This window comes from Microbacterium forte, from assembly GCF_031885415.1.
Lineage (GTDB): Bacteria > Actinomycetota > Actinomycetes > Actinomycetales > Microbacteriaceae > Microbacterium > Microbacterium forte.
In genome coordinates this window covers 740,557-761,926 of sequence record NZ_CP116871.1, presented here as the reverse complement: position 1 = coordinate 761,926, position 21,370 = coordinate 740,557, and the positions used below count along the sequence as shown (strand labels likewise).

18 protein-coding genes are annotated in these 21,370 nt (G+C 63.2%); 11 read left to right on the top strand and 7 right to left on the bottom strand.

Features of this window, described 5'->3' with window-relative positions; all coding sequences use genetic code 11:
* Positions 1 to 195 precede the first annotated feature (195 nt).
* Together OB895_RS03815 and OB895_RS03810 are read left to right on the top strand one after the other, a co-directional pair.
* Entirely contained in the window at positions 196 to 807 is a 612-nt protein-coding gene (locus OB895_RS03815) for an SLATT domain-containing protein (protein WP_311879199.1), read from the top strand.
* Entirely contained in the window at positions 804 to 2,090 is a 1,287-nt protein-coding gene (locus OB895_RS03810) for a nucleotide-binding domain-containing protein (RefSeq protein WP_311879197.1), read from the top strand. Before OB895_RS03815 ends, OB895_RS03810 begins: the two co-directional genes overlap by 4 nt.
* Positions 2,091 to 2,114: 24 nt before the next feature.
* On the opposite strand, the gene OB895_RS03805 is transcribed toward OB895_RS03810, so the two are convergent.
* The gene (locus OB895_RS03805; protein WP_311879195.1) at positions 2,115 to 2,384 is read right to left on the bottom strand and encodes a TIGR02391 family protein; all 270 of its coding nucleotides are present in this window, start codon (positions 2,382 to 2,384) and stop codon (positions 2,115 to 2,117) included.
* A 417-nt stretch (positions 2,385 to 2,801) separates the two neighbouring features.
* Here OB895_RS03805 and OB895_RS03800 point away from each other — a divergent pair, with 417 nt between their 5' ends.
* The 5 genes from OB895_RS03800 to OB895_RS03780 all read left to right on the top strand — a co-directional run bounded on the left by OB895_RS03800 (position 2,802) and on the right by OB895_RS03780 (position 12,153).
* The gene (locus OB895_RS03800; RefSeq protein ID WP_311879193.1) at positions 2,802 to 4,802 is read left to right on the top strand and encodes a type I restriction-modification system subunit M; all 2,001 of its coding nucleotides are present in this window, start codon (positions 2,802 to 2,804) and stop codon (positions 4,800 to 4,802) included.
* Positions 4,799 to 6,172 carry a restriction endonuclease subunit S domain-containing protein gene (locus tag OB895_RS03795; protein WP_311879191.1) on the top strand — a complete coding sequence of 458 codons (1,374 nt, stop codon included), beginning with the start codon at positions 4,799 to 4,801 and terminating at the stop codon, positions 6,170 to 6,172. The genes OB895_RS03800 and OB895_RS03795 overlap by 4 nt, the downstream gene beginning before the upstream one ends.
* Before the next feature lie 527 nt (positions 6,173 to 6,699).
* Entirely contained in the window at positions 6,700 to 7,050 is a 351-nt protein-coding gene (locus OB895_RS03790) for a CU044_2847 family protein (protein ID WP_311879189.1), read from the top strand.
* 346 nt (positions 7,051 to 7,396) lie between these two features.
* Positions 7,397 to 10,891, top strand: coding sequence for a RelA/SpoT-related domain-containing protein (locus tag OB895_RS03785; RefSeq protein WP_311879187.1), 3,495 nt, complete (start codon positions 7,397 to 7,399; stop codon positions 10,889 to 10,891).
* Positions 10,892 to 11,274: 383 nt separating this feature from the next.
* Positions 11,275 to 12,153 carry a hypothetical protein gene (locus OB895_RS03780; protein WP_311879185.1) on the top strand — a complete coding sequence of 293 codons (879 nt, stop codon included), beginning with the start codon at positions 11,275 to 11,277 and terminating at the stop codon, positions 12,151 to 12,153.
* A 205-nt stretch (positions 12,154 to 12,358) separates the two neighbouring features.
* On the opposite strand, the gene OB895_RS03775 is transcribed toward OB895_RS03780, so the two are convergent.
* The 6 genes from OB895_RS03775 to OB895_RS03750 all read right to left on the bottom strand — a co-directional run bounded on the left by OB895_RS03775 (position 12,359) and on the right by OB895_RS03750 (position 17,287).
* Complete coding sequence (locus tag OB895_RS03775) at positions 12,359 to 13,225, bottom strand: WD40/YVTN/BNR-like repeat-containing protein (protein WP_311879183.1); 867 nt, start codon at positions 13,223 to 13,225, stop codon at positions 12,359 to 12,361.
* Positions 13,226 to 13,284: 59 nt separating this feature from the next.
* Positions 13,285 to 13,875 carry a DUF305 domain-containing protein gene (locus tag OB895_RS03770; RefSeq protein WP_056279253.1) on the bottom strand — a complete coding sequence of 197 codons (591 nt, stop codon included), beginning with the start codon at positions 13,873 to 13,875 and terminating at the stop codon, positions 13,285 to 13,287.
* An 82-nt stretch (positions 13,876 to 13,957) separates the two neighbouring features.
* Positions 13,958 to 14,419 carry a DUF6153 family protein gene (locus OB895_RS03765; protein WP_311879180.1) on the bottom strand — a complete coding sequence of 154 codons (462 nt, stop codon included), beginning with the start codon at positions 14,417 to 14,419 and terminating at the stop codon, positions 13,958 to 13,960.
* 51 nt (positions 14,420 to 14,470) lie between these two features.
* Positions 14,471 to 16,591, bottom strand: coding sequence for a heavy metal translocating P-type ATPase (locus OB895_RS03760; RefSeq protein WP_311879178.1), 2,121 nt, complete (start codon positions 16,589 to 16,591; stop codon positions 14,471 to 14,473).
* A 55-nt stretch (positions 16,592 to 16,646) separates the two neighbouring features.
* Positions 16,647 to 16,973 carry a heavy-metal-associated domain-containing protein gene (locus OB895_RS03755; RefSeq protein WP_311879176.1) on the bottom strand — a complete coding sequence of 109 codons (327 nt, stop codon included), beginning with the start codon at positions 16,971 to 16,973 and terminating at the stop codon, positions 16,647 to 16,649.
* A gap of 32 nt (positions 16,974 to 17,005) precedes the next feature.
* Positions 17,006 to 17,287, bottom strand: coding sequence for a metal-sensitive transcriptional regulator (locus OB895_RS03750; protein ID WP_129172372.1), 282 nt, complete (start codon positions 17,285 to 17,287; stop codon positions 17,006 to 17,008).
* 214 nt (positions 17,288 to 17,501) lie between these two features.
* Here OB895_RS03750 and OB895_RS03745 point away from each other — a divergent pair, with 214 nt between their 5' ends.
* The 4 genes from OB895_RS03745 to OB895_RS03730 all read left to right on the top strand — a co-directional run bounded on the left by OB895_RS03745 (position 17,502) and on the right by OB895_RS03730 (position 21,370).
* Entirely contained in the window at positions 17,502 to 18,143 is a 642-nt protein-coding gene (locus OB895_RS03745) for a tyrosine-protein phosphatase (protein WP_311879172.1), read from the top strand.
* Between the two features lie 102 nt (positions 18,144 to 18,245).
* Positions 18,246 to 18,761, top strand: coding sequence for a P-loop nucleotide/nucleoside kinase family protein (locus tag OB895_RS03740; RefSeq protein ID WP_227991645.1), 516 nt, complete (start codon positions 18,246 to 18,248; stop codon positions 18,759 to 18,761).
* Positions 18,762 to 19,158: 397 nt separating this feature from the next.
* A complete protein-coding gene (locus OB895_RS03735) occupies positions 19,159 to 19,875 on the top strand; it encodes a VIT1/CCC1 transporter family protein (RefSeq protein WP_136042897.1) in 717 nt (238 codons plus the stop codon).
* 73 nt (positions 19,876 to 19,948) lie between these two features.
* A complete protein-coding gene (locus OB895_RS03730; protein ID WP_042538265.1) occupies positions 19,949 to 21,370 on the top strand; it encodes a ferredoxin reductase family protein in 1,422 nt (473 codons plus the stop codon).

The window sequence follows — 21,370 nt, the reverse complement described above, 5'->3', positions numbered from 1 at the left end:
GTTCCGGAAGACGCCCTGGCGTTGCTCGTGTCCACGCCGGATCACGCCGCTTTACCGAGAGCCTGGTATGTCGGTGGCCCCACCCATACTTGGAGACCGTACAGCGATTGTCGTCAGGCGTCGCTGTTCCGGGGGACGTATGCCCGGAGATTTCCGCTGACATGAACCGCCCTGGGCGATGACGAACGGAGAGACATGACGGATGAGGCGGCTGGCCGGCCGGGCCAAATCAGCGGTGACCTGTATCTGCTGGCTCAAGTACGAGAGTGCTTCGGGCGGGTGGTCTACAGCCACAAGACACACGAGAAGCAGGCGGACATCTGCTTCAGCAAGCACCGCTGGCAGCAGGGGGTGCTCATCGCGCTTACGGCTATCAGCTCGGGCACTTTCCTGGTCGCGGTGTTCGGTCTGTTGGGCAACCCTGTACTGACCGCCCTCGTGACATCGTCCATCGCACTCATGGTGACATGGATCAGCCTTGGTGCGAAGACCTTCAGGTTCGCGGACGAGTCTGACGCACATCGCGGCATCGCTTCCCGGCTCTGGGACGTCCGCGAGTCCTACATCTCCCTGATTTCCGACATGATGTCCGGTGATGTCTCCGACGAGCAGGCGAGGGTTCGTCGCGACGAGCTGCAGGAGGCCACCCGCGCCGCCTACGCCGCCGCGCCGAGGACGAGCCCGAAGGCGTTCACTCGGGCGCAAGGAGGGCTCAAGCACAACGAGGAGATGACTTTCACTCCTCGAGAAATCGATCTGTTCCTCCCCGCGGCGCTTCGGCTCGGCGAAGACGAGGCACGATCGTGAAGACGTCCGAGATTTTCGACGCGCTGCTGACAAACCTGAAGGTCGGCGACACGGCGGCCACGATCGCTTCACGCAGGAATGAAATTACTAAGGCGTTGAATAAGGACTTCCGGTCGAAGGACGGCTGCACCGACTACAAGCTCATGGTCGGTTCCTACGGCCGGCACACCGCCATCAAGGGTGTGTCCGATCTCGACTTGATTTTCATCTTGCCTCCTGGGCTCCGGGCCAGCTATGACGGAGACAGCGGGCCGCGGAGAATGCTCGAGCGCGTCCGGGACGACTTGAAGGGTCGATACTCGAACACCGACATCCGCGTCGACCAGTGCGTCGTGCGTGTGCAATTCAAAAGCAACACCTTCAAGTTTGAAGTGCAGCCCGCGTTCGAGAACGCCGACGGCAGCTTCGACTACCCGGATACGGCCTCCGAGACGTGGAGGGTCACGAAGCCTCGCGCCGAGATCGAGGCGACCAAGGAGTGCAACGACCGTATCTCGAAGAACATGCGCCACCTTGCTCGAATGGCCCGAGCGTGGAAGAACGCCAACGGCGTTAACATGGGCGGCCTGCTTATCGACACCCTGGTGTACCGATTCTTCGCGCAGACGACCGACTACGACTCTTCCGGGACCGGGTCGTTCGACCTGATGGTCCGCGACTTCTTCGAGTTCCTCAAGGACGAGCCAGATAAGGACTATTACTGGGCCCTGGGAAGCAGCCAACGCGTGAAGGTGAAGACTCGGTTCCAGCCCAAGGCCAAGAAGGCGTACAACCGCTGCCTCGAAGCGATCGCCAATGAAGGCAAAACCTCGGCGAACAAGAAGTGGCGCGAGGTGTTTGGGACCGCGGTGCCGCTCATGGCCAGCGAGTCCGCTCGCTCGTTCGATGACACAGAGGAGTTCATCGAGCAGAAGTACCCGGTCGACATCCAGTACACGCTCGCGATCGACTGCACGGTCACCCAGGATGGGTGGCGACCGGCGTCCTTGCGAGAGATCCTTCAGGTCAGAAGCTTGCTTTTGCCCAACAAAGAACTGGACTTCGCCGTCACCGAAAACACCGTCCCCGGTCCGTACGACGTCCGCTGGAAGGTGCTCAATCAGGGCGACGAAGCCGAGCGGCGTAATAAGATCCGCGGACAGATCGTCTCGTCGAACCGCTCGACGGGCAGGCACGAGAGCACCGAGTTCCGCGGCGACCACATCGTTGAGTGCTATGTCGTGAAGGACGGCATCGTGGTCGCACGGGACCGCATCGATGTGCCGATCAGCGCGAAGTCGTGAGCGCGTGACAGGTTCACTCGCGCGTCAGCCTGTAGCGCGATGCGCGATGCGGAGGAGAAGATCGGCGAGCCGGATCACTACGGCAGCTTCCACCGCGTCATCGAACCGAATGGTTCGATGACTGGCCGAATTCTTGTAGGCACCGATTGCGCAGGCGAACAGATCAGCGATCGCCTGCTGTTCCCCTGAGAGCCGAGCCAGCATGGCCTCAAGGTTGGGCGGCGTGGGCTGATGGTAGCCGCCTCGCTGCTCGAAGCCCTGGATTAGGTTGTTGACGTTCGGCTCGGTCCCCAACGACCGAAGTATGTCCAGGCTCAGGCCGGAGAGAGGGAGACTCCGTCGTCTGAGGACCAACTCATGTGCCAAGCCCACGGCATCGGCGCGTTCAAGCGACGACACGTTGCACCGGCGGCTTCGCGCCGTGCTCGGTAGTGCGCCAATGACTTACTGCTCACCTAGGTCGGAGGCACCCGCCTCCCATCCCACCCTGTCCGAGAGAAACTACCCCTACGCAGATGGGTTGGATCGAGGAGCGCGCCTCTCAGCGGCATCATTTGGGTTCATCGTAGCTGGCATCGTCACGGTGAATCCTCGCCTCGATCTCTCAAGGCTGGCCGAACAACAGTTCGACAGTTCGGCGGGCCTCCAGCGCGATCAGCCGTACGTGAGAGAAGATTGGACCAATCTTTGTCTAGCCTCCAGAGGAGCTTCGTGGCCAACGTGACCCCCGCGCCAACCCCGTCAGTGACGCCAGTCGGGTCCGTGCCCGATGGGAAGGTTGCCGACTTTTTGACCGGCAAGTTCGTCAACGACACTCCCGAAGAATACGTCAGGCAGAACATTGAGAAAGCGCTCGTCAGGCAGTACAAATACTCGCCAACGGACTGTGCTCCAGAGTTCACCATCAAAGTGGGCGCATCGCGCAAGCGCGTCGATATCGTCGTATTTGGCAAGGATGCGGACCGGACTCAGGCGAGCGCCTACATCCTCGTTGAGACCAAGAAGGCCGACGTTAAGCCGACCAGCCGCACCGAGGGTATCGGGCAACTGCAGTCCTACATGGCGTCCTGCTTGAACGTGCAGTACGGCATGTGGACCAATGGTACCGACCGATTCTGCTATGCCAAGCGCCCTGATGGGAAAGGTGGCTGGTCATTCGACGAGATCATCGACATCCCGGCAAACGGCCAGACGGAGGCCGACGCCCAACGTCCCAAACGCAAGGACCTGAAGGTTGCGACCGCAGACAACCTGCTATTCGCATTCCGTCGCTGCCACAACTACATCGCGGCTCACGAGGGTAAGCAGAAGACCGAAGCGTTTTGGGAGTTGCTCAAGCTCATCTTCACGAAGATTGAGGACGAGCGTGCGCCGAAGCTGAACTTTTTCGCAACTCCGTCTGAACGGGAAAGCACGATTGTCGCCACGGCCGCTAAGAAGCGCATTCAGGCTCTTTTCGAACAGCGCGTCGTAAAGAAGTACCCCGCGATCTTCGATTCGAAGGACGTGGATATCGACCTCAAACCAGATGTTCTGGCATATGTCGTCACCCAGTTGCAGGGATACTCGCTCCTCCGGTCCCCCGTGGATGTGAAGGGGGTCGCCTACGAGGAGATCGTCGGATCTAACCTGCGAGGCGACCGAGGCGAGTTCTTCACGCCCCGCAACGCCTGCCGAATGGCTGTTACGATGCTCGACCCACAGCCGGGTGAGCGAATCCTCGATCCGTCGTGCGGCACCGGGGGGTTTCTGATTACCGGCATGAATCACGCACTCGAGTACATCGAGCACAGAGAGCGCGAGCAGTGGGAAGACCCTTCGCAGGGTACTGACTTCGAGCGTGAGGAGTTGTACAAGCGCCGAGACGAGTACTTCCGCCAGTGTGTTTTTGGGATCGACCTGAATCCCGCGCTAGTCCGCGCGGCGAAGATGAACATGGTCATGAACAACGATGGCTCCGGTGGGCTGTACCAGGCCAACACACTGGAGAATCCGCACCGCTGGTCGTCTCAGCTTCGTGACGCCGTCCCCCTCGGCTCGATTGACGTGATTGTCTCCAACCCGCCGTTCGGGGCGAGGATCCCAATCGACGATGAGGACACACTCGCTCAGTACGAGCTGGCCGCAGTTTGGGACCAGGGCGACGATGGGAACTGGTCTATCCGCCTCGATAAAAACGGTAACCGGGCCCTTCAGAAATCGCAGCCACCCGAGATCTTGTTCATTGAGCGTGCACTCCAGCTTTTGGTCGCAGGCACGGGCAGGATGGCGATGGTGATGCCTAACGGCATTCTGAATAACCCCGGCCTCGCGTACGTTCGGCATTGGCTTCTGCGGCATGCGCAGATTCTGGCTGTCGTGGACATGCACCGTGACTTGTTCCAGCCCGGCAACGACACTCAAACCTCGATGGTCTTGATGCGTCGCCTGGATGAACACGAAGCGGCAGACGCAGCGGGCGCTGGGTTGGACTATCCGTTGTTCATGGCAGTGGCGGAGAAGATCGGGCACGACAAGCGCGGTAACGTCATCTACCGACGCACGGCTGACGGTGAAGACGCCCTCGTGAAGACAGTCGAGACTGTGGCCGAAATTGATCAGACGTCGGGAGCCGAAGTGATGCGCGAAGTGGAGGTCACGGATCGCCAGGTCGACGACGAGCTAGCTGAGGTTGCACAGGCATATCGTCGCTGGCTCGAGGAGCAGCGATGATCATCGCTCCCGTGCGCGCACGTGCGGCGTTCGCTGACGGGCGCCTGGATGCCAAGTATCACTGCTCGCCAGGCGTTCTCGCCAACGATCACATGCGTGCGCTCCAGCTTGCTGGCGCAGAGATTCGTCGCGTCGCCGGAATCGGTGGATTGGGAAGCGTTGGAGCGACGTCACGAACCCGCCGCGTATACGCCGCACCGGGTGAGGATTCGCTGCCATACCTGCGGCCGTACGACATTTTCGACTACATGCCTCAGGCTGCCGACCAGTTGTCGAAGAGTGGAAGCACGAACCTGCAAGAACTCGTTCCTGAGGTCGGCACCATCCTTCAAACCTGCTCGGGTCGTAATCTTGGTCCGCTTGCGTACGCCGATGCGTATATCAGCCGGTTCGTAGTGAGTGACGACATGCTCCGCCTCCAGATCGCCGACAAGACTAGCCGCCTATACACGTTGGCATTTCTCAGCACGCCTACGGGCCAGGCGCTCCTGACGCGAAGCAAGACCGGAAACGTGATTGACCACCTGTCAGCCGATGATCTGAGCGCAGTGCAGGTGCCATTCATAGACCCACTACTGACGAACGAGACCGCGGAGGCAATGCAGGAGGCTATCCGGACCCGTGAGCGGGCGCGTCTTAGACTCGAGGAACTTGTCCGTGAGTTCGCCAGTGAGCTCCCGCAGATCAGCTCGACGGATCCACTCAAAGCAGGATGGCCCCTGAGGGCGAGCAGCCTCGGCGGGCGGCTCGACGCAGCATTCCACGACCCTCGAATCGATCGAGTTCGCGATGACTTGAAGCGTGCTGGCGGAACACATCTCGGCGCTGTGGCGGACACGTCGATGCCGAATCGCTACAAGCGTTATTACGTAGACGAGTCGCATGGTCGGCCAATCATGTCCGGACGTCAACTCTTGCAGCTGAAGCCGGTCAATCTTCAGTACATCGCAGCCCGTGCGCTTGATTTCAAGGCGTACGAACTTGGTGCGGGCACCCTCGTTTTCGGGGCCCGCGGACGCGCTGAAGAGCGGATCTCCCTCCCCGCTCTCATTACGGAGGACCGTTCGAGCTGGCTCGCGAGCCATAACGTCATGAGGGTGCGTCCGAAAGAGGGGATCAGTCCTGGTTGGTTGTACCTGTGTTTCGCCACCGAGCAGGTCCAGCTCCAAGTCAAGGGGAGCGCGTTCGGCTCCGTTGTCGATGTCGTTGACCCCGCGAACCTCAATGAGATTATCCTTCCGCCGGTCGATGAGGAGCGCGGGAACGAGGCGGACCGATGCTGGGCGAACTTTGCTGCAGCCAACGCGCTTGAGGCCGAGACCGTGGCGCGACTGGAGCAGGCCATCCTGATGAAAGCCGTCGCTGCGTAGCACTGCAACCCGTACGGACCTCGGCGGGAAGGCGCCGCGGCGTCGGATGGACTAGACGCGGTTAGCGTCGGCTTGGGGCGATTGCTCCGCGGTGTCGGATGCGAGGAACAGCAGCATCGGCAGGCGGCGCTGGCCGGATGTCGACCTGCGGGCCGATCGCATTGCCAACTTTGCCAGCACATCCGCGTTCTCGGATACGCCGTTTGGCGGTTTCGAAAGTCGCAAGAGCTGAATGGGCGTTGGGTGAGGGGGTCCTCTTAGCGCTCTCGATCATACGGGGCAGTACGCTGCGCCCATCAGGCTAATCTGCTTCCCTCCAGCCTCGGCTTCATCCGTCCTGGTCCACGCCGGAATGGTGACGTAGTCGACGCAGAGCGGCGCGTCGGCGTCGCAAGCGACGATGGTGAAGTTGGCGAAGCAGACATCGAGTTCGCGCCCATGATCCCGGCGGTCGAGGCGGGACGACGGTAGTGAGTACGGCTTGATGGCGAAGTATGCGATAGTGTCCTGCTCAGCAGCACGAGCAGATGAGCGATCTGCCGGCAACGACCTGGGGGTCAACTATGCGGGATGAGCTGGTCTCGGTAGACATCGATGGCACTAGGGCGTTCGTCTCTGTGGTTGGTTCATCCGGTCAGGAGGAAGTTTCCACTCGCGGCGCCCTCGATCTCCAAGCCGCGTTTGACGCGTCAGCGGGAGCGGCCCGAAAAGCAATCACGGCCGTCTCGGACCTCGAGTGGACTTCAGCCAAGGTCACTCTAGGCGTCGAGTTCGCTCTCGAATCGGGGTCGTTGGTAGCTGTATTCGGCAAGGCGAACGCTAAGTCCAGTATCTCGATCGAGCTCGAGTTCATCCGTGACGCACCCGCGGGATCCTAACGAGGACATCCGCGATCTCCTGGCCAGATCGACGGTCGACGTCGCGGGTCGCGGAAGCGGGGTCAGAATCGCTTCCGATTGTGTGCTCACGATCGGACACGTGCTCGAGGATCGCTCGGAGGTCATGCTTCGTTTTGCTTGCGGTGCTGAGTTTTGCGGCTCCCTCATGCATAGATCCCAGCAGCATGATGGGCCTGTGCTGCTGAATCACCCGAAGCACGTGTGTGTATCTGAGACCTCTCCATGCGTTGTCGCGATCCTTAACAGGATCCGAGGCCACGATGATCCTCTCGCATCGCATGGGTACCTGACTGGTGATAAGCATTTCATTCGCCAGGATTCCCGGTTGACGATCGTTGGCAGTTCCTATTCTCAAGAAGGGGTACCGGCGATCCGGGTCCAGGGAAGTAACCTCTTTCACGGCACCAGCGGCGGCCCGGCGGTCAATCTGCGCACCGGCGGCGTATGCGGGCTCGTCCGTCTCAGCGATCGAGAGGGCGAGGGGCATCTCGAAGCCATCGACGAGTTCCTCAACTGGACCGACCTGCGTGATCCTTCCAGCGAACGGTGGCGCTCGACGCTTGATGACGAGCAGATCACAGCGGGAAAGTGGCGCATCCCGCGAAGGTCCGTGAGCCGGTACGTTGCGGCGCTCCGTTGCACGGTTGAACGCCATCCGTACGGGCTCCTTATCAACGAGTCTGCGGCGCCGACGCTCGGGAGCGTTTATGTGACGCAGACCGCAGAGCGACCCGGCGCAGCGCGGGCACTTGCGGTCGACATCAGCGAGGCACTCGCGGACGGCGGGACGCTAACGGCAGACCCTGGTGGTGGTAAGTCGAGCGCGCTTCGCACGTTGGCTCGGAAGATGTGTCACGACTTCGACCAAGGGAATCACGCGCGCGTGCCAATCCTGGTCGCGGCTCCCGATCTGATTCAGAGCGGAAGTTTGCGCGACGCGATTCATGGCGCGTTGGTGCGTGACGTCTTCGATGGAGAGAGTTCACGTGCCGAAGGCCTCGTGAACCTTCCTCCGGCCGCCGACGGCGAGTGGCACCTCATGGTCGATGGTTTGGACGAAGTGCTCGATCCTGATGCGCGGGTGACACTGGTTCGTCGACTGATCTCGGAAACGTCGGCAACGGGGGCGTTCCCGGCGACTCTGACGATCGCCGCGCGCGACTACGCGCTTCGCGGGAGCCTTGACACGATCCGCGCAGCGAAGCTTCCTTCCTGGCGTCTCTCGCCATTCGGGAAGCGAGAGGTCGAGCAGCTCGCCCAAAACTGGTTCGATGCGGCGGGCCTGGCAGAGCAGGATCGGGCGCAGTCAGTGCAAGCGGTCCTCTCGCGATTCTCCCGCGACGTGGTCTCGAACCCGCTAAGCCTTTCGCTCGCGTGTCAACTCGTGATACTCGAACCGCGGGGTGGTAACGAAACTGTGCGCGCGCATCACATCACTAGGTCCGAGCTCTTTACCGAAATCCGGAGAGCGTTGGAGTCCCGCTACTTCTCTGACCGAGCATCGCCGTTTCCGCAGATCGCCGAGCGGACTGCGCGGATGGGGCCCACCCAGCAGGAGGCGGCGGCCCATGTCGCCGAGTCGGTATTCGTAGGGCTGTCCGTCGCCGCTTTGCGCTGGATCTCCGCGGCCGATGGATCGTTGGCGACGGAAATCGTGAACGCTTTCGTCTCCCGGCGAGAGGATCACACAGGGGACTGGGAGGCTGTTGTCCGGGAGCTAACAACGCGCACCGGAGCGATCACCTGGGGGCGGCGTCGCGCCGCGTTCACACATCAGGTGCTCGGTGAGCATTTTGCCGCGACAGCCGTTGCTGCATCCGCCGACCTAGCCGCTGAGAGCCTGCAACTCATCACGGCGAACACCCTCCTCGCGCAGAACGACTCGTTCCTAAGATTCGCCCTTCCGCTGTGGCACAGCGACCCTAGGTTCTGGCGGTGGTTTGATGAGTCGCTACTCGGGGGTGATCAGGCTCTCGAGAGAGTCGCTCTGATCTTGGAGGACGGCGTCGTGCTCCCTGATGACACACGTAGTCGCGTGAAACGAGTGGCTGAGGATCGACTTCGAGCCGTGGATGGTGAGGAGGGCGGAACCCTCCGCCTGGCGCTGCGGGTGATGATCATGCTCGGGGCTAGGCGGGCCGCGGTGGACCCGGTCTGGCGCCTTGTCCTGGACACGACAGTCCACGCATCCACTCGTCGGTGGCTTGCTTGGGGCGTCGCCACGCTACTCACAGACGGAGCTGCGGAACCCCCCGAGTACGAATTCATCGACGAAGCAGTGATGGATATGATCGCGGCGTCGCTGAGAGCGCTTCCCCCGGTTGATCTTCGACGGTTGCCCTCGTTAGAGGGCGTGCTAAACGAGTTATCGCTCCGGAGCCCTCCGCCGCAAGAGCCAAAGACGCAGGATCTCGTGCCGGTCATCTTTCGACGCGGGAAGAACTCAGCCGATTACGCCGCCGCCCTCCGTGTACTGCGGTCCGCGTTTCCGCGCCACGACCTTAAGCGGGTGAAAGCGGCATCCCGGAGGGCACCGGGCCAGGCGGCAACGGCTCGGATCGTCGCAGAGTTGGGACTCGGCCCCGACGCTGTGGCCGCGGCGTTCCTGCTTAGGCAAACCGCGTCGGACGACTACATCTATTTCGTCCAGGAGAATTTCGGTGAGCGGATCGCCAGGGTCGTAGCGAGCGTCGCGCTAATAGACTTAGTACGCGGTGGTGCTTCTGATGTCGAGTCGGCTCCTCGAGCGGTCATTGCTATGGCACGTGATGCGAACTCGCTGATCGTCTTTCTTGCGGACCGTCTGCAACGGCTGCGTAGGGCCGGTTTCCTCCTGTCGGCGGAAGCTACGCGCCTAGCGGAGGATTCCCTTTATGTCCACGCCGATATCGCCCAGAAGCTGGGCCTTGAGTCTATGCACGCGGAGATGCAGGATCTCGCCTTCGCGATCATGAAGCCGAAGATATTCGCCGAGATTGAAGCATTGATGCGCCAGCGGTTTCCTCATGTCGACGACTACGCAGGCGCGATTGTCGCTGAGGTGGAGGCGGACTTGCGCGATCTGCGTATCCGAGCGCGTGTCCAGGTGCGGCTAAAGAACTCGTATGCGGTGTACCAGGAACTTGTCGCCCGCGGGCGTGACTTCGACGATATCTACGACCTCTTGACTGTGCTCGTTCGGACGAATGACATGCGCTCCTGTTATGCGATGCTCGGTGCCTTACACGCCCGCTGGACCCCTCTCCCAGGAAGGTTCAATGACTACATCGCGACGCCGACCTACAACGGGTATCAATCGCTCGAAACCTCTGTCGTCGCCATCGACGGTCGAGTCGTACAGTTCGAAATCACAACGCACGAGATGGCGAGGTACTCGAAGCAGGGGTCCAGGCCGTCGCCACCGTTCCACGCGGTGCCCGGGCCTCCTCCAAGGACCCGGCGGGCTTCTTCTTCATCCGAGTTGTGGCTGAAGGAGAACGCCGCCTCCGCTGATTTCATGGAAGCTCTGCGCAAACACATGGGCGTCAGCGGGCTTTACGTCTTCGGTAGGGGTGGTGCGCCGTTCGCTCTCGACGAGGGGGCGACTGCGCTCGACCTCGCGTACGCCATCCATAGCGAGCTCGGGCACGGGGCGACTAGTGCCCGAATCAACGGGAGCGTAATGCCGCTGGGCACGGTTCTTGCGACGGGGGACTCCGTGGAGATCGTGTCATCCCCGGTCTCTTCGTCCGTGCCGGCAGTGGAACGGCTGAATCTCGTGGTCACTCGTCGAGCTCGACGTGCGATCCGCCGAGCCCTTTCCGCTCACGGCGCTAAGTAGAACTCGACACAGCGGGCAGGACCCAGCTGTCATGTGGCGAGACTCTGGTTCTCGGAAGGTGCCGGGAATCCGACCACCAGCGCGAAGAGACGTGATGACTTCGGTCGCAGATGATCCCGCAAGCCTTCACGCCTCACAGTCACAGAGGCTGCGCCGGATAGTCCGGATAAGTGGTCTTATCGTCGGTAAACGGCCAGACAGGGAAGTAAGAAGGGGCTGAGCAGGTGAGAGCGCGTTTCCAGCGCTGGCGCGGGCTCTCGAGGCGACACGCGGACTTGATGCCGAAGCTGGGAGCGGCCGCCCCAGTCGTTCTCCGAGGGTGCGTGGCGCGCTCCTCGTGGTCTGCGGCAGGACTACGGTTGAGCCGAGAGCGAGGGGGCGGTATGGCTGGGCCGTTCGAGGTCACAGACGAGGATGAGCTGCGGAAGGCCGCCGATATCCGGCGCCGGATCGAGCAAGCGCCCATCCTGCTCGCTCGACACGAGGAGCTGCTTACTGTGCCGGCGATCGGTTCCGACCTCGCTGGCGACGACGCGGCAACAGCGTGGATGACGAGCAGCCACCTCGTGAACGCGACACTCCTGATGGCTGCCGACAACATGCGCGCGCTCTGCGGTCTGCTCTTGCCAGGAGACCGGCTCTCGATGCCGCTCTTCGCGCACTACCCGCTTCTGCGGTCCATCCTCGAAGCATCCGCACTTGTGAAGTGGCTCCTCGAGCCCGACGTCCGAACTGATCGGATCACCCGGATGCTGCGTGCGAGGTGGTCGGACGCCATCCATAGTCGCGACCTCAAGAAGGAGGATGTGGCGACCGTGAAAGCTCTTGGTGCATATGACGTCGACGAGCTGAGCCGCGCCGAGGCGGCGATCGCGCAGCGCTACGCAAGGGACGTAGCTAAGGTTCGACAGATCGAGGGAGACTTCTCCATCTCGCATTCGGAGGTGAAGAGGGGACAAGCCCCGTGGGTGCATATGGTGCGGTCAGTGTGCACAGTGGCCGCGGGTCCAGACTGGATAGCAATTCCCGGCGAGTATGCCGCGAGCACGTGGCGATCACTGAGTGGTCTCTCACACCCGTCATTCGGCGGAGCCGTGAACAACTCGTCCTTGGAGGAGATCGCTGACGGCGCGTCCGAAGGCAACCTCTTTGCTCGATTCAGCGCTGACCTCGGCGTGACGCAGCGCGCGGTCGATGTGGCGTGGAACACGTTCCAGGAGGCCGTGAGCCTCGTTGGTCAGCGATACGCGACTGCTCGTTGAAACATCACACCCCATGGCGACATGCGGTGCGCGCAGCATGAGGATGCTGCACCAGCCGTCTGCCGGAAACGATCGTTTGCGGCAGACGTAGTTGTTCGGCGCTCGAAGGCCCGCCGCTATGGTCTGTCGAAACCTCCTAACGGCGGGCACTTTCGGCGGACCTGGGGTGGTGAGCGCCGTTCTCTTGGAGAAATCTCCGTCGCGTCTAGTTGTCTATCGCGGTCAACCCACTGTCGTCGAAGACCAGTATTGCGCCGTCGTTTGTAGTCGCGAGCGCTTGTGCGGAGCCGTGGGTGACGCCGGCGGGAACCCACTCGGCGTTGGATCCTGTGCTGGCCCAGATCTGTCCGCCGCGGCCGACACCGACCAGCTGTTTGCCGTCAGGTGACACGGCGAGGAGGTAGAGCGCAGGTGCGTCGTTCAGGGGTGCGAAGGTGGCGCCCTCATCAGTGCTGATTTGCACCCCGTCTGGGGTGGCGGCGATCAGTTGCCCTTCACTGTCGATGACGAGGCTGAACGCCAGAATTTCTCCGACCGCCGACCAGGTCTCACCGAGGTCGTCAGTGCGGAGGAGCTCCGCAGAGTCCGAGGCGATCCCGTAGAGGGTGTCGTTCTTCCCGACGGCAAGCACGTGGAAGTCTTTCTCGTCGGTGAATGAGACAGGCGTCCAAGATCTGGCGCTGTCGTCGCTCCGGATGATTCCGAGGTTGGGGGAGCCGAGTTCTGGGGCCGTGGTCGGTCCGGGATGCCCGGACGCGAGGAGAGCATCACCGACAGTGATGAGGCCCATTGCGTCGAAGTCGGTCGTCTCGATACGCGAGCCGACCTCCCCATCCGGTGTGGCCGTGTAGATCCCGTCATGGGCACCCAGGAGGTATCCGTCCTCGGAGGGGTTAGGCACGATCGCGTGGACGTGGCTGATGGACGCGGCGTGGTCGTGCCCGGTGGTGGGCTCGGCGGGTGCCGCGCAGCCGGCCAGCACAATGCTGGCCGCCATCGTTGTGGAGAGCGTGAGTGCCGCTCGGTGTCGCTGTCGAAAAGTGGGCAACGTGAGCTTCTTGAGGGTTCGCATGATGGTGTGCGCAACAGATCACGAGGTGGGGTGCGGGAGCCCCGCACCCCACCCAGGGATCACAGAGTTGCGAGGATCTCCTTCATGGTGGCGATCTCGTCGGTTTGCGTGTCGATGATCGTCTCAGCGAGTGCGATGGCGTCGCTGTTTTGACCGTTGTCGACTTCTTCTTGTGCCATGTCGACAGCGCCCTCGTGGTGCTGGATCATCTGCTCGAGGAACAGACGCCCCGCATCGGGACCGGTGGCATCTTCGAGGGCCTGCATGTCTTCTTCGGACATCATGCCGTCGCCATGGTCCATGCCACCCATGTTGCCCATGTCCGCGTCCCAGTCTTCGAGCCACTGATCCATCTTCTGGATCTCGGGCTCCTGAGCGGCCTTGATCTCTTCCGCGAGGGCGACGACGCGCTCATCGACACCGTCCTTGCTGAGCAGGAGATCGGACATCTCGATGGCCTGCTCGTGGTGCTCCTTCATCATGCGGGCGAACATGACGTCGTCGGTGTTCGCGTCGGCGGATGCGGAGGAGCCGCTGCCGTGGTCCATGCCGTCCATGCCGTTATCGGAGCCGGTCGTGACGACGCAGCCCGTGAGGGCGAGCAGGGCAGTGAGGGTGAGTGCGGCGATGGCCGCGGGTCGAATCTTCATGAGTGTTCTCCAAGGGTCGGTGATGAGGCCCGGCTATTGCCGGTGCCAGGGGTGCGTGCCCGCAGAGCGGGCTAGCGCGCCATCACGTGCGACTGATGCAGAGAACCGTGAGAGAAGGCGGTGGCGGAAGGGCGTGGGCACGGGCGGGCCAGCGTATGGTCGCGGCCGTAAGTATTGCGATCAGTGTCGCGTGCCGCCAGCCGAGCCCGATCCGCCCAAGCAGGATCGTGCCGACCAGGAGCGCGAGGACGCACGCCATCCACGTCATCGGGTCCCCGCCCCCACACGTCGCGCATCCCGCATCCACTTGCGGTGAGTCCTGCACGGCGGCGGCTTCGGACGTGTCGTGGTGATGGGCAGATACATCGGCCTGCGTGCTGACAGCGACGGTGTCGTGGTGGCCGGCAGTTGTCGCGTGCGAGTTGAAGGAGTGCATCGCCAGCAGACCCGCGATGACGCCCACCGCGACCGCGAGGACGGCCACGACGGTATGGGTGAGCGTGCGCGGTCCCCGCACCCGTTGTGCGACGTTGATCAGCGACATACCCACCTCCCGTTCTCCTCAGCCTACGTCCGTCACCCTGACCGTTTCTTGCTACTTACCCGCTACTGCGTCCGGGCGGAGATCCAGCCGGCGCAGCAGCTGCGCGTTGAGCGCGACGACGATGGTCGACAGGGACATCAGCACGGCCCCCACGGACATCGGGAGCACGAACCCGATGGGGGCGAGCACGCCGGCCGCGAGCGGGACGGAGAGCAGGTTGTAGCCGGCGGCCCACCAGAGGTTCTGCTTCATCTTCCGGTAGCTGGCCCGTGACAGTTCGATCACCGACAGCACCGACCGGGGGTCGTCGCTGGCGAGGATGACCCCCGCGGAGGCGATCGCGACATCCGTGCCCGCGCCGATCGCGATACCGACATCCGCTTGCGCGAGCGCAGGGGCGTCGTTCACACCGTCTCCGACCATCGCGACCTTGCGGCCCTCGCCCTGCAGTTCTTTCACCTTCGAGGCCTTGTCCTCCGGTCGCACCCCGGCGAAGTACCGGTCGATACCCAGCTCGCCCGCCACGGAGGCGGCCACCGCGTCGGCATCACCGGTGATCATGACCACCTGTACACCCCGCTCGTGGAGGGCCTCGACGGCGTGACGCGACTCGGAGCGGATCTCGTCTGCCAATCGCAGTGCGCCCGCGACCTTGCCGTCGACGAGGACGTGGAGGATGATCGCACCCTCATTGCGCCACTCGTCGGCAACCGGCAGCTCGTGGGCGTTCTCCTGCTCGAGCATGTACGGTCCACCGACTTGCACGATGTGTCCATCGACACGCGCACGGACCCCGACCGCCGGCGAGGACTCGAAGTCGGACGAGGCAGGGGCCGTGAGGTTCTTCTCCTTCGCCGCGTTGACGATCGCGCGAGCGAGGGGGTGCTCGGAGTCGGCTTCCGCGGCAGCGGCCCAGGCCAACAGCTGGTCGGAATCGGTGCCGGAAACGGGGTCGATCGCGGTGACGGCGGGGGTGCCCTTGGTGAGAGTGCCGGTCTTGTCGAACAAGACGGTGTCGACGGTGCGCATGCTTTCCAGCGCGAGACGATCCTTGATCAGCACACCCCCACGAGCCGCCCGCTCCGTCGCGATCGACACAACGAGCGGGATCGCCAGGCCCAGAGCGTGCGGGCACGCGATCACGAGCACGGTGATCGTGCGGATCACCGCGGCGTCGGGCATGCCGACAACCGTCCAGACGATCGCGGTGATCGCGGCAGCGCCGAGCGCGAACCAGAACAACCACCCGGCAGCTTTGTCAGCGAGCCGTTGCGCCCGCGACGACGAACTCTGCGCCTCGGTCACCAGCTTCTGAATCCCCGCCAGAGCAGTGTCCTCACCGATCGCAGTGATCTCCACCCGCACACCAGAATCGGTCGCGACCGTGCCGGCGATCACCTGATCGCCGTCGCTACGGCGCACCGGCCGGGACTCGCCAGTGATCATCGACTCGTCCATGCTCGCCGAGCCCTGCACGATCCGCCCGTCCGCGGGGACCCGCCCGCCGGGGCGCACCACCACGACATCCCCCACCAGCAAGTCAGCAGGCGCGACAGTGGTTGTCGTGTCGCCCTCTACCTTCTCCGCCTCATCGGGCAGCAGAGCGGCAAGGGAATCCAGTGCCGAGGTGGTCTGCGCGAGAGAGCGCATCTCGATCCAGTGACCGAGCAGCATGATCACGATCAGCAGGGCCAGCTCCCACCAGAAGTCCAGTTCGTGGTGCAGCAGGCCCAGGCTCGCGCCCCATGATGCGAGGAATGCGACCGTGATCGCGAGGGCGATCAGCAGCATCATGCCGGGCTTGCGGGCGCGAAGCTCACTCACCGCGCCGGTGAGGAACGGGGCACCGCCCCACACATACATGACGGTTCCGAGAACCGGGGAGATCCACCCGACCCAGGCGGTGTCTGGCAGTGGGTATCCGAGCAGCATCGAGAACATCATCGAGAACCCGACGACCGGGACCGCGAGGATCAGCATGATCCAGAACAACCGCCGGAACTGTCCCACATGATCACCGTGCCCACCATGTCCGCCGTGCCCACCATGGCCGCCATGTTCTGGCGAAGCGTCGTGATCGTGGCTCATCGCCGCGTGGTCATGCTCCGTTGTCGGCGCGCTGCCGTGGTTCTCGTGTGCGGCGCGATGGCTATGTTCTTCATGCTGGCTCATCGGAACTCCTTACTCAGATGCGCCCGGTTGAGCCCGGGTGCAGACAGTTAGCGACTCAGGCCTGGCTGGTCGCGAGGGTATACCCGGCCTCTTCGACCGCAGCCCTCACAGCAGCAGGATCGACCGGTGCTGCGCTGTGGATAGTCACGCGGGAGATGCCGCCGGCGTTCAAGTCGACGTCGACGGACTCGACACCGTCCACAGCCGCCAGTTCTTCACTGACGCTCGACACGCAATGCGAGCACGTCATACCCGCAACCAAAACCTCTTCCGAGGAAGACGAGGCCGCAGTGGGTGTGGATGCCTCGGTGTTCGATGGAACGGCACAGCACGCGCAGCCAGCGTTCTCGTCCTTCAGGCCAAGTTCAATGCGATCAGTCATCGTGTGCTCCTTCAAGTAGACAGACGTGGCGGTCATGAACGGACCAGGCGGGCAATGGCTTCGTTAGCCTCGCGGACCTTCTCTGCCGCGACTTCGCCGCCCTCAGCGCTGGCCTCGGCGACGCAATGACTCAGATGATCGCTCAGCAGCGACAACGCCACCGTTTCGAGCGCTTTCGTCGCTGCAGAAACCTGCGTGAGGATGTCGATGCAGTACTTGTCTTCGTCGACCATCCGTGCGATCCCTCGCACCTGACCCTCGACGCGACTCAACCGCTTACGCAGATCAGCCTTGTTGTCGGTGTACCCGTTCATGATTAAAACATACCCCCTGGGGGTATCCAACTCAAGGCCAGTCGTGTGCATTCCCGCGTGACTGGTAGCTCTAGCGGTGCGAGTCCGACGAGAACTCGTGCGCCTGCCGTAAACGATCGTTTCCGGCGCTGTCACTCCTCGGGCCAGGGAATCACTGCCGCTAACGTTTGCCACAACCCCGGTTCGGCAAGGGTTTTCGGCAAGACTGGCAAACATGAAACCCACGCTCCGCATCGATGGTCTCGCCAATGTGCGAGACCTCGGCGGTCTAGAGCGCACAGATGGAACCGTGACACCCTCGGGCGTGTTTATTCGCTCGGAGAGGCTGGAACGAGTCGACTCGGAGGGGTGGCAAGCAATTCACGCCCACGGAGTACGCACCGTGATCGACCTTCGTCGACCAGATGAGTCGACGGGACAAGTCCCCCCGGCGGTCAAGCGCATCCACGTAGATCTTGACAGCAGCGATGAGACGGACTTCTGGAAGCAGTATGAAGAGGATGGCCGGTGGGGCACGCCCCTCTACTATCTCGCGCACCTCCAGGCGCTTCCAGACAGACTCGCGCTTGTACTGAACGCGATCGCTGACGCCGATGATGGAGCGATCCTCTTCCACTGCTCGGCAGGGTGGGATCGAACCGGCCTCGTCGCCGCCGTACTCCTGAGGGCGGTCGATGTCACCGACGATGCCGCCGTCGCCGACTACCTCAAGTCATTCTCGAACGCGGACGCGATGGCTGAGCTGCACGAACGATCTATTGAGGTCGAAGAACGACAGCAAATCCTTGGCCGATTCGGCCACGCCGCAGAATCCGCGTTTCGCGACATGTACGGGAACTTGGATCTCGAAGCCTGATTTAGCGAATCGTGCATCGCGCCTGAAACACGAGTTGCCATCGAGACGTGGCGGGGAGCGGCTGCCTCACTACGCCCGGTTTGACCTTCGCGTCTACCGTAAATGATCGTTGCCAGAGCGGGCGGGGCTATCGTCGGAGTGATGATCAGAGTTGTTTTGATGTGCGGGCCGGCGGGATCCGGAAAGTCGACCGTTGCGAGGCGACTGGAAGCGGAAGGCATGGTTCGTCTTTCATTCGACCAGGAAGCCTGGCGCAGGGGCATCCGGACGATGCCCCTGCCGAGCGATGTGCATGAAGAGATCGAGCAGGAGCTCCGCGCCCGCCTCATCGCGCTCGTCGCGGCTGACCAAGACGTGGTACTCGACTTCTCGTTCTGGTCCAAGCGTGCCCGTCTCATCTATCGGAACTTGCTGCGCCCGCTTGGAGTAGTGCCTGAGACGATCTATCTCGCGACGCCAAGGGCAGTCGCACTGGGACGACTCGCGGCACGGAGCCACGAGCACGCGGACGACTATGCGCTTTCCAACGACGTCGCGGCAGACTACTTCGACCACTTCGAACCCCCGACCGCCGAGGAAGGTCCCCTGACGGTGCTCGGCGCGGAACCGTCGCACTGAGCGATCGATCGATGAGACGCAGACCTGAAGATCGATCACTGTCCGGCCACGATCGGCGTTGAGGCTCACGAGGGGTGTTCACGTCCAGTCTCACCAGGGTCAGCGTTGATGAGAAGCTCGCGGTCGGAGGCCCACCGAAAACGATCGTTTCCGGCGCGGTATCACTTGGTTGCCGGGGCGGTCGCCGCTAACGGGAGCCGGAACCCCGTTCTGGCATGGGCCTTCGGTTGGTGCCGCGACCGGACTTGCTAGCGGTCGAGCTGCGGAGGGCGCGTTTGTGGCGGGCGTACTCTTGTCCGATGACTCGACCTCTCACGAAGTGGCATTCCGCGCACGCAGAGCTCGACCTACGTCGGGATGTGCCTTCCATAGCCGCGCCGGGAGAAAGAACGGGGCGATGATGTTGGCGACGCATCCGGGTGAACCCCACCGCGGCGATCTCGCTGGGCGGCTCAACTGGCTCAGAGCCGGAGTGCTCGGCGCGAACGACGGCATCGTGTCGGTCGCGTCGCTCGTCGTCGGTGTCGCGGGGGCGACGACCGATTCCGCGACGCTGCTCGCCGCGGGTGTCGCCGGTCTCGTCGGCGGTGCGATCTCGATGGCGCTCGGGGAGTACGTGTCGGTGAGCAGCCAGCGAGACAGCCAACGGGCTCTGATCGAGAAGGAACGAGGAGAGCTGGCCGATAATCCTGCGACCGAGCTCGAGGAGCTGGCGGGCATCTATCAGGCGAAAGGTCTTAGCCCGGCGACCGCACGCCTCGTTGCGGAGGAGCTCACCGCGCACGACCCGCTGACCGCGCACCTCGAAGCGGAACTAGGCATCACGGAGAATCAGGTGGTCAGTCCGTGGGCGGCGGCGGGGGCCTCCGCACTTGCCTTCGCACTCGGAGCGCTGCTTCCGCTCTTGGCGATACTGCTCCCGCCTCCCGAGATCCGGGTGCCGGTCGCTTTCGCGGTGGTGCTGCTGGCGCTCGCGCTGACCGGATTCCTGAGCGCGAGGATCGGCGGGAACCCCGCGCTGAGGCCCACGATCAGGGTGGTGCTCGGTGGGGCGATCGCGCTGGTGGTCACGTTCGCGATCGGTACGCTGCTCGGGACGAGTGGCGTTGCCTGAGAGACAGATATGAGTTGCCTATCGGGAGCCGTTCCTTAGACCTGTCTCAGAGTCGGCGCAGCACGATTCCCCTATGACCACTCTGACGACGAGACCGCGTGCTTCCGTCCCCGCCGCTTCCCCTGAGCCACGGCGGGCAGCCCATGGCCGCGCGCGGGTCTGGCGTGCAGCGGCGATCACGGTGATCTGGGCGACCAGCCTGTTCGTCGTCGCTTTGTGGATCGCCTGTGGTGGAGTGACCGCAGTCCTGGGAGTCAACGCCGAGACCGTCACGACGCTCGGACGCCTCACCGGGTTGGTCGCGGCGAATCTGCTGCTCTATCAGGTGCTGCTGATGGCGCGCGTCCCGCTGTTCGAGCGCGGATTCGGTCGCGACGGGATCACGCGGCTGCATCGCTTCGTCGGATTCTGGTCGTTCTGGTTGATGGGCGCGCACATCGCACTGCTCGCGGTGGGCTACGCGATGGCTGCCGGCATCAACCCGCTCGTCCAGCTGTGGAGCTTCATCTGGGAATACCCCGGCATGCTCCTGGCGACTGCCGGCACTCTGCTGATCCTGCTCGTGGTCGTCACCTCGATCCGGCGTGCTCGTCGGCACCTGCGGTACGAGTCCTGGCACCTCCTGCACCTGTACGCGTACCTGGGCGTCGGGCTCGCGCTGCCGCACCAGCTGTGGACGGGCGCCGACTTCCTGTCCTCACCGATCGCGACCGTCTACTGGTGGTCGATCTGGGCGCTCTCCGCAGGATCGGTACTGCTCTTCCGCATCGGGATGCCGCTGCTGCGGTCCACTCGTCGGGCCCTGCGGGTGGCGGGGGTCGAGGCGGACGGTGCTCGGGGCGTCACCATCCGGGTCACCGGTCGCGACCTCGCGACGCTCGGTGCCAGGGCTGGTCAGTTCTTCGTCTGGCGGTTCCTCGATGGACCAGGCTGGACTCGCGCGCACCCGTTCTCGCTCTCCGCTGCGCCGGGAAGCGAGCTGACGTTGACTGCCCGTGTGCTGGGCGACGGCACGCGACGCCTCACCGCGCTGCTCCCTGGCACCAGGGTCATCGTGGAAGGACCATACGGGGAGATGACCGGTGAGCGCAGGACCGGGACGAAGCTGCTTATGATCGGCGCAGGCGCCGGGGTCGCACCGCTCGTCTCGCTGCTCGAGACGGAAGGCTACGGACCGGGAGAAGCGATGCTTATCACCCGGGAGTCCGCGGCCGAGGACGCTCTTCGGCAGGAGGCCATCGCTCACCTCATCAGTACCCGTGGCCTGAGCTACCTGCCGTTCATCGGCCCGCGATCTTCCGGCGCGTCGAGCTGGATCCCTGCCACGCACGAGGCGTGGTCGGGCGCAGATCTCCTCCGCCATCTCGTGCCGGAGCCGAAGGACCACGACGTGTTCATCTGTGGCGGTGAGGCCTGGATGAAAGACCTCAGGCGCGACCTGGTTGGCGCCGGGTTCCCCGCCCATCGCATCCATTCCGAATCGTTCACGATCTGA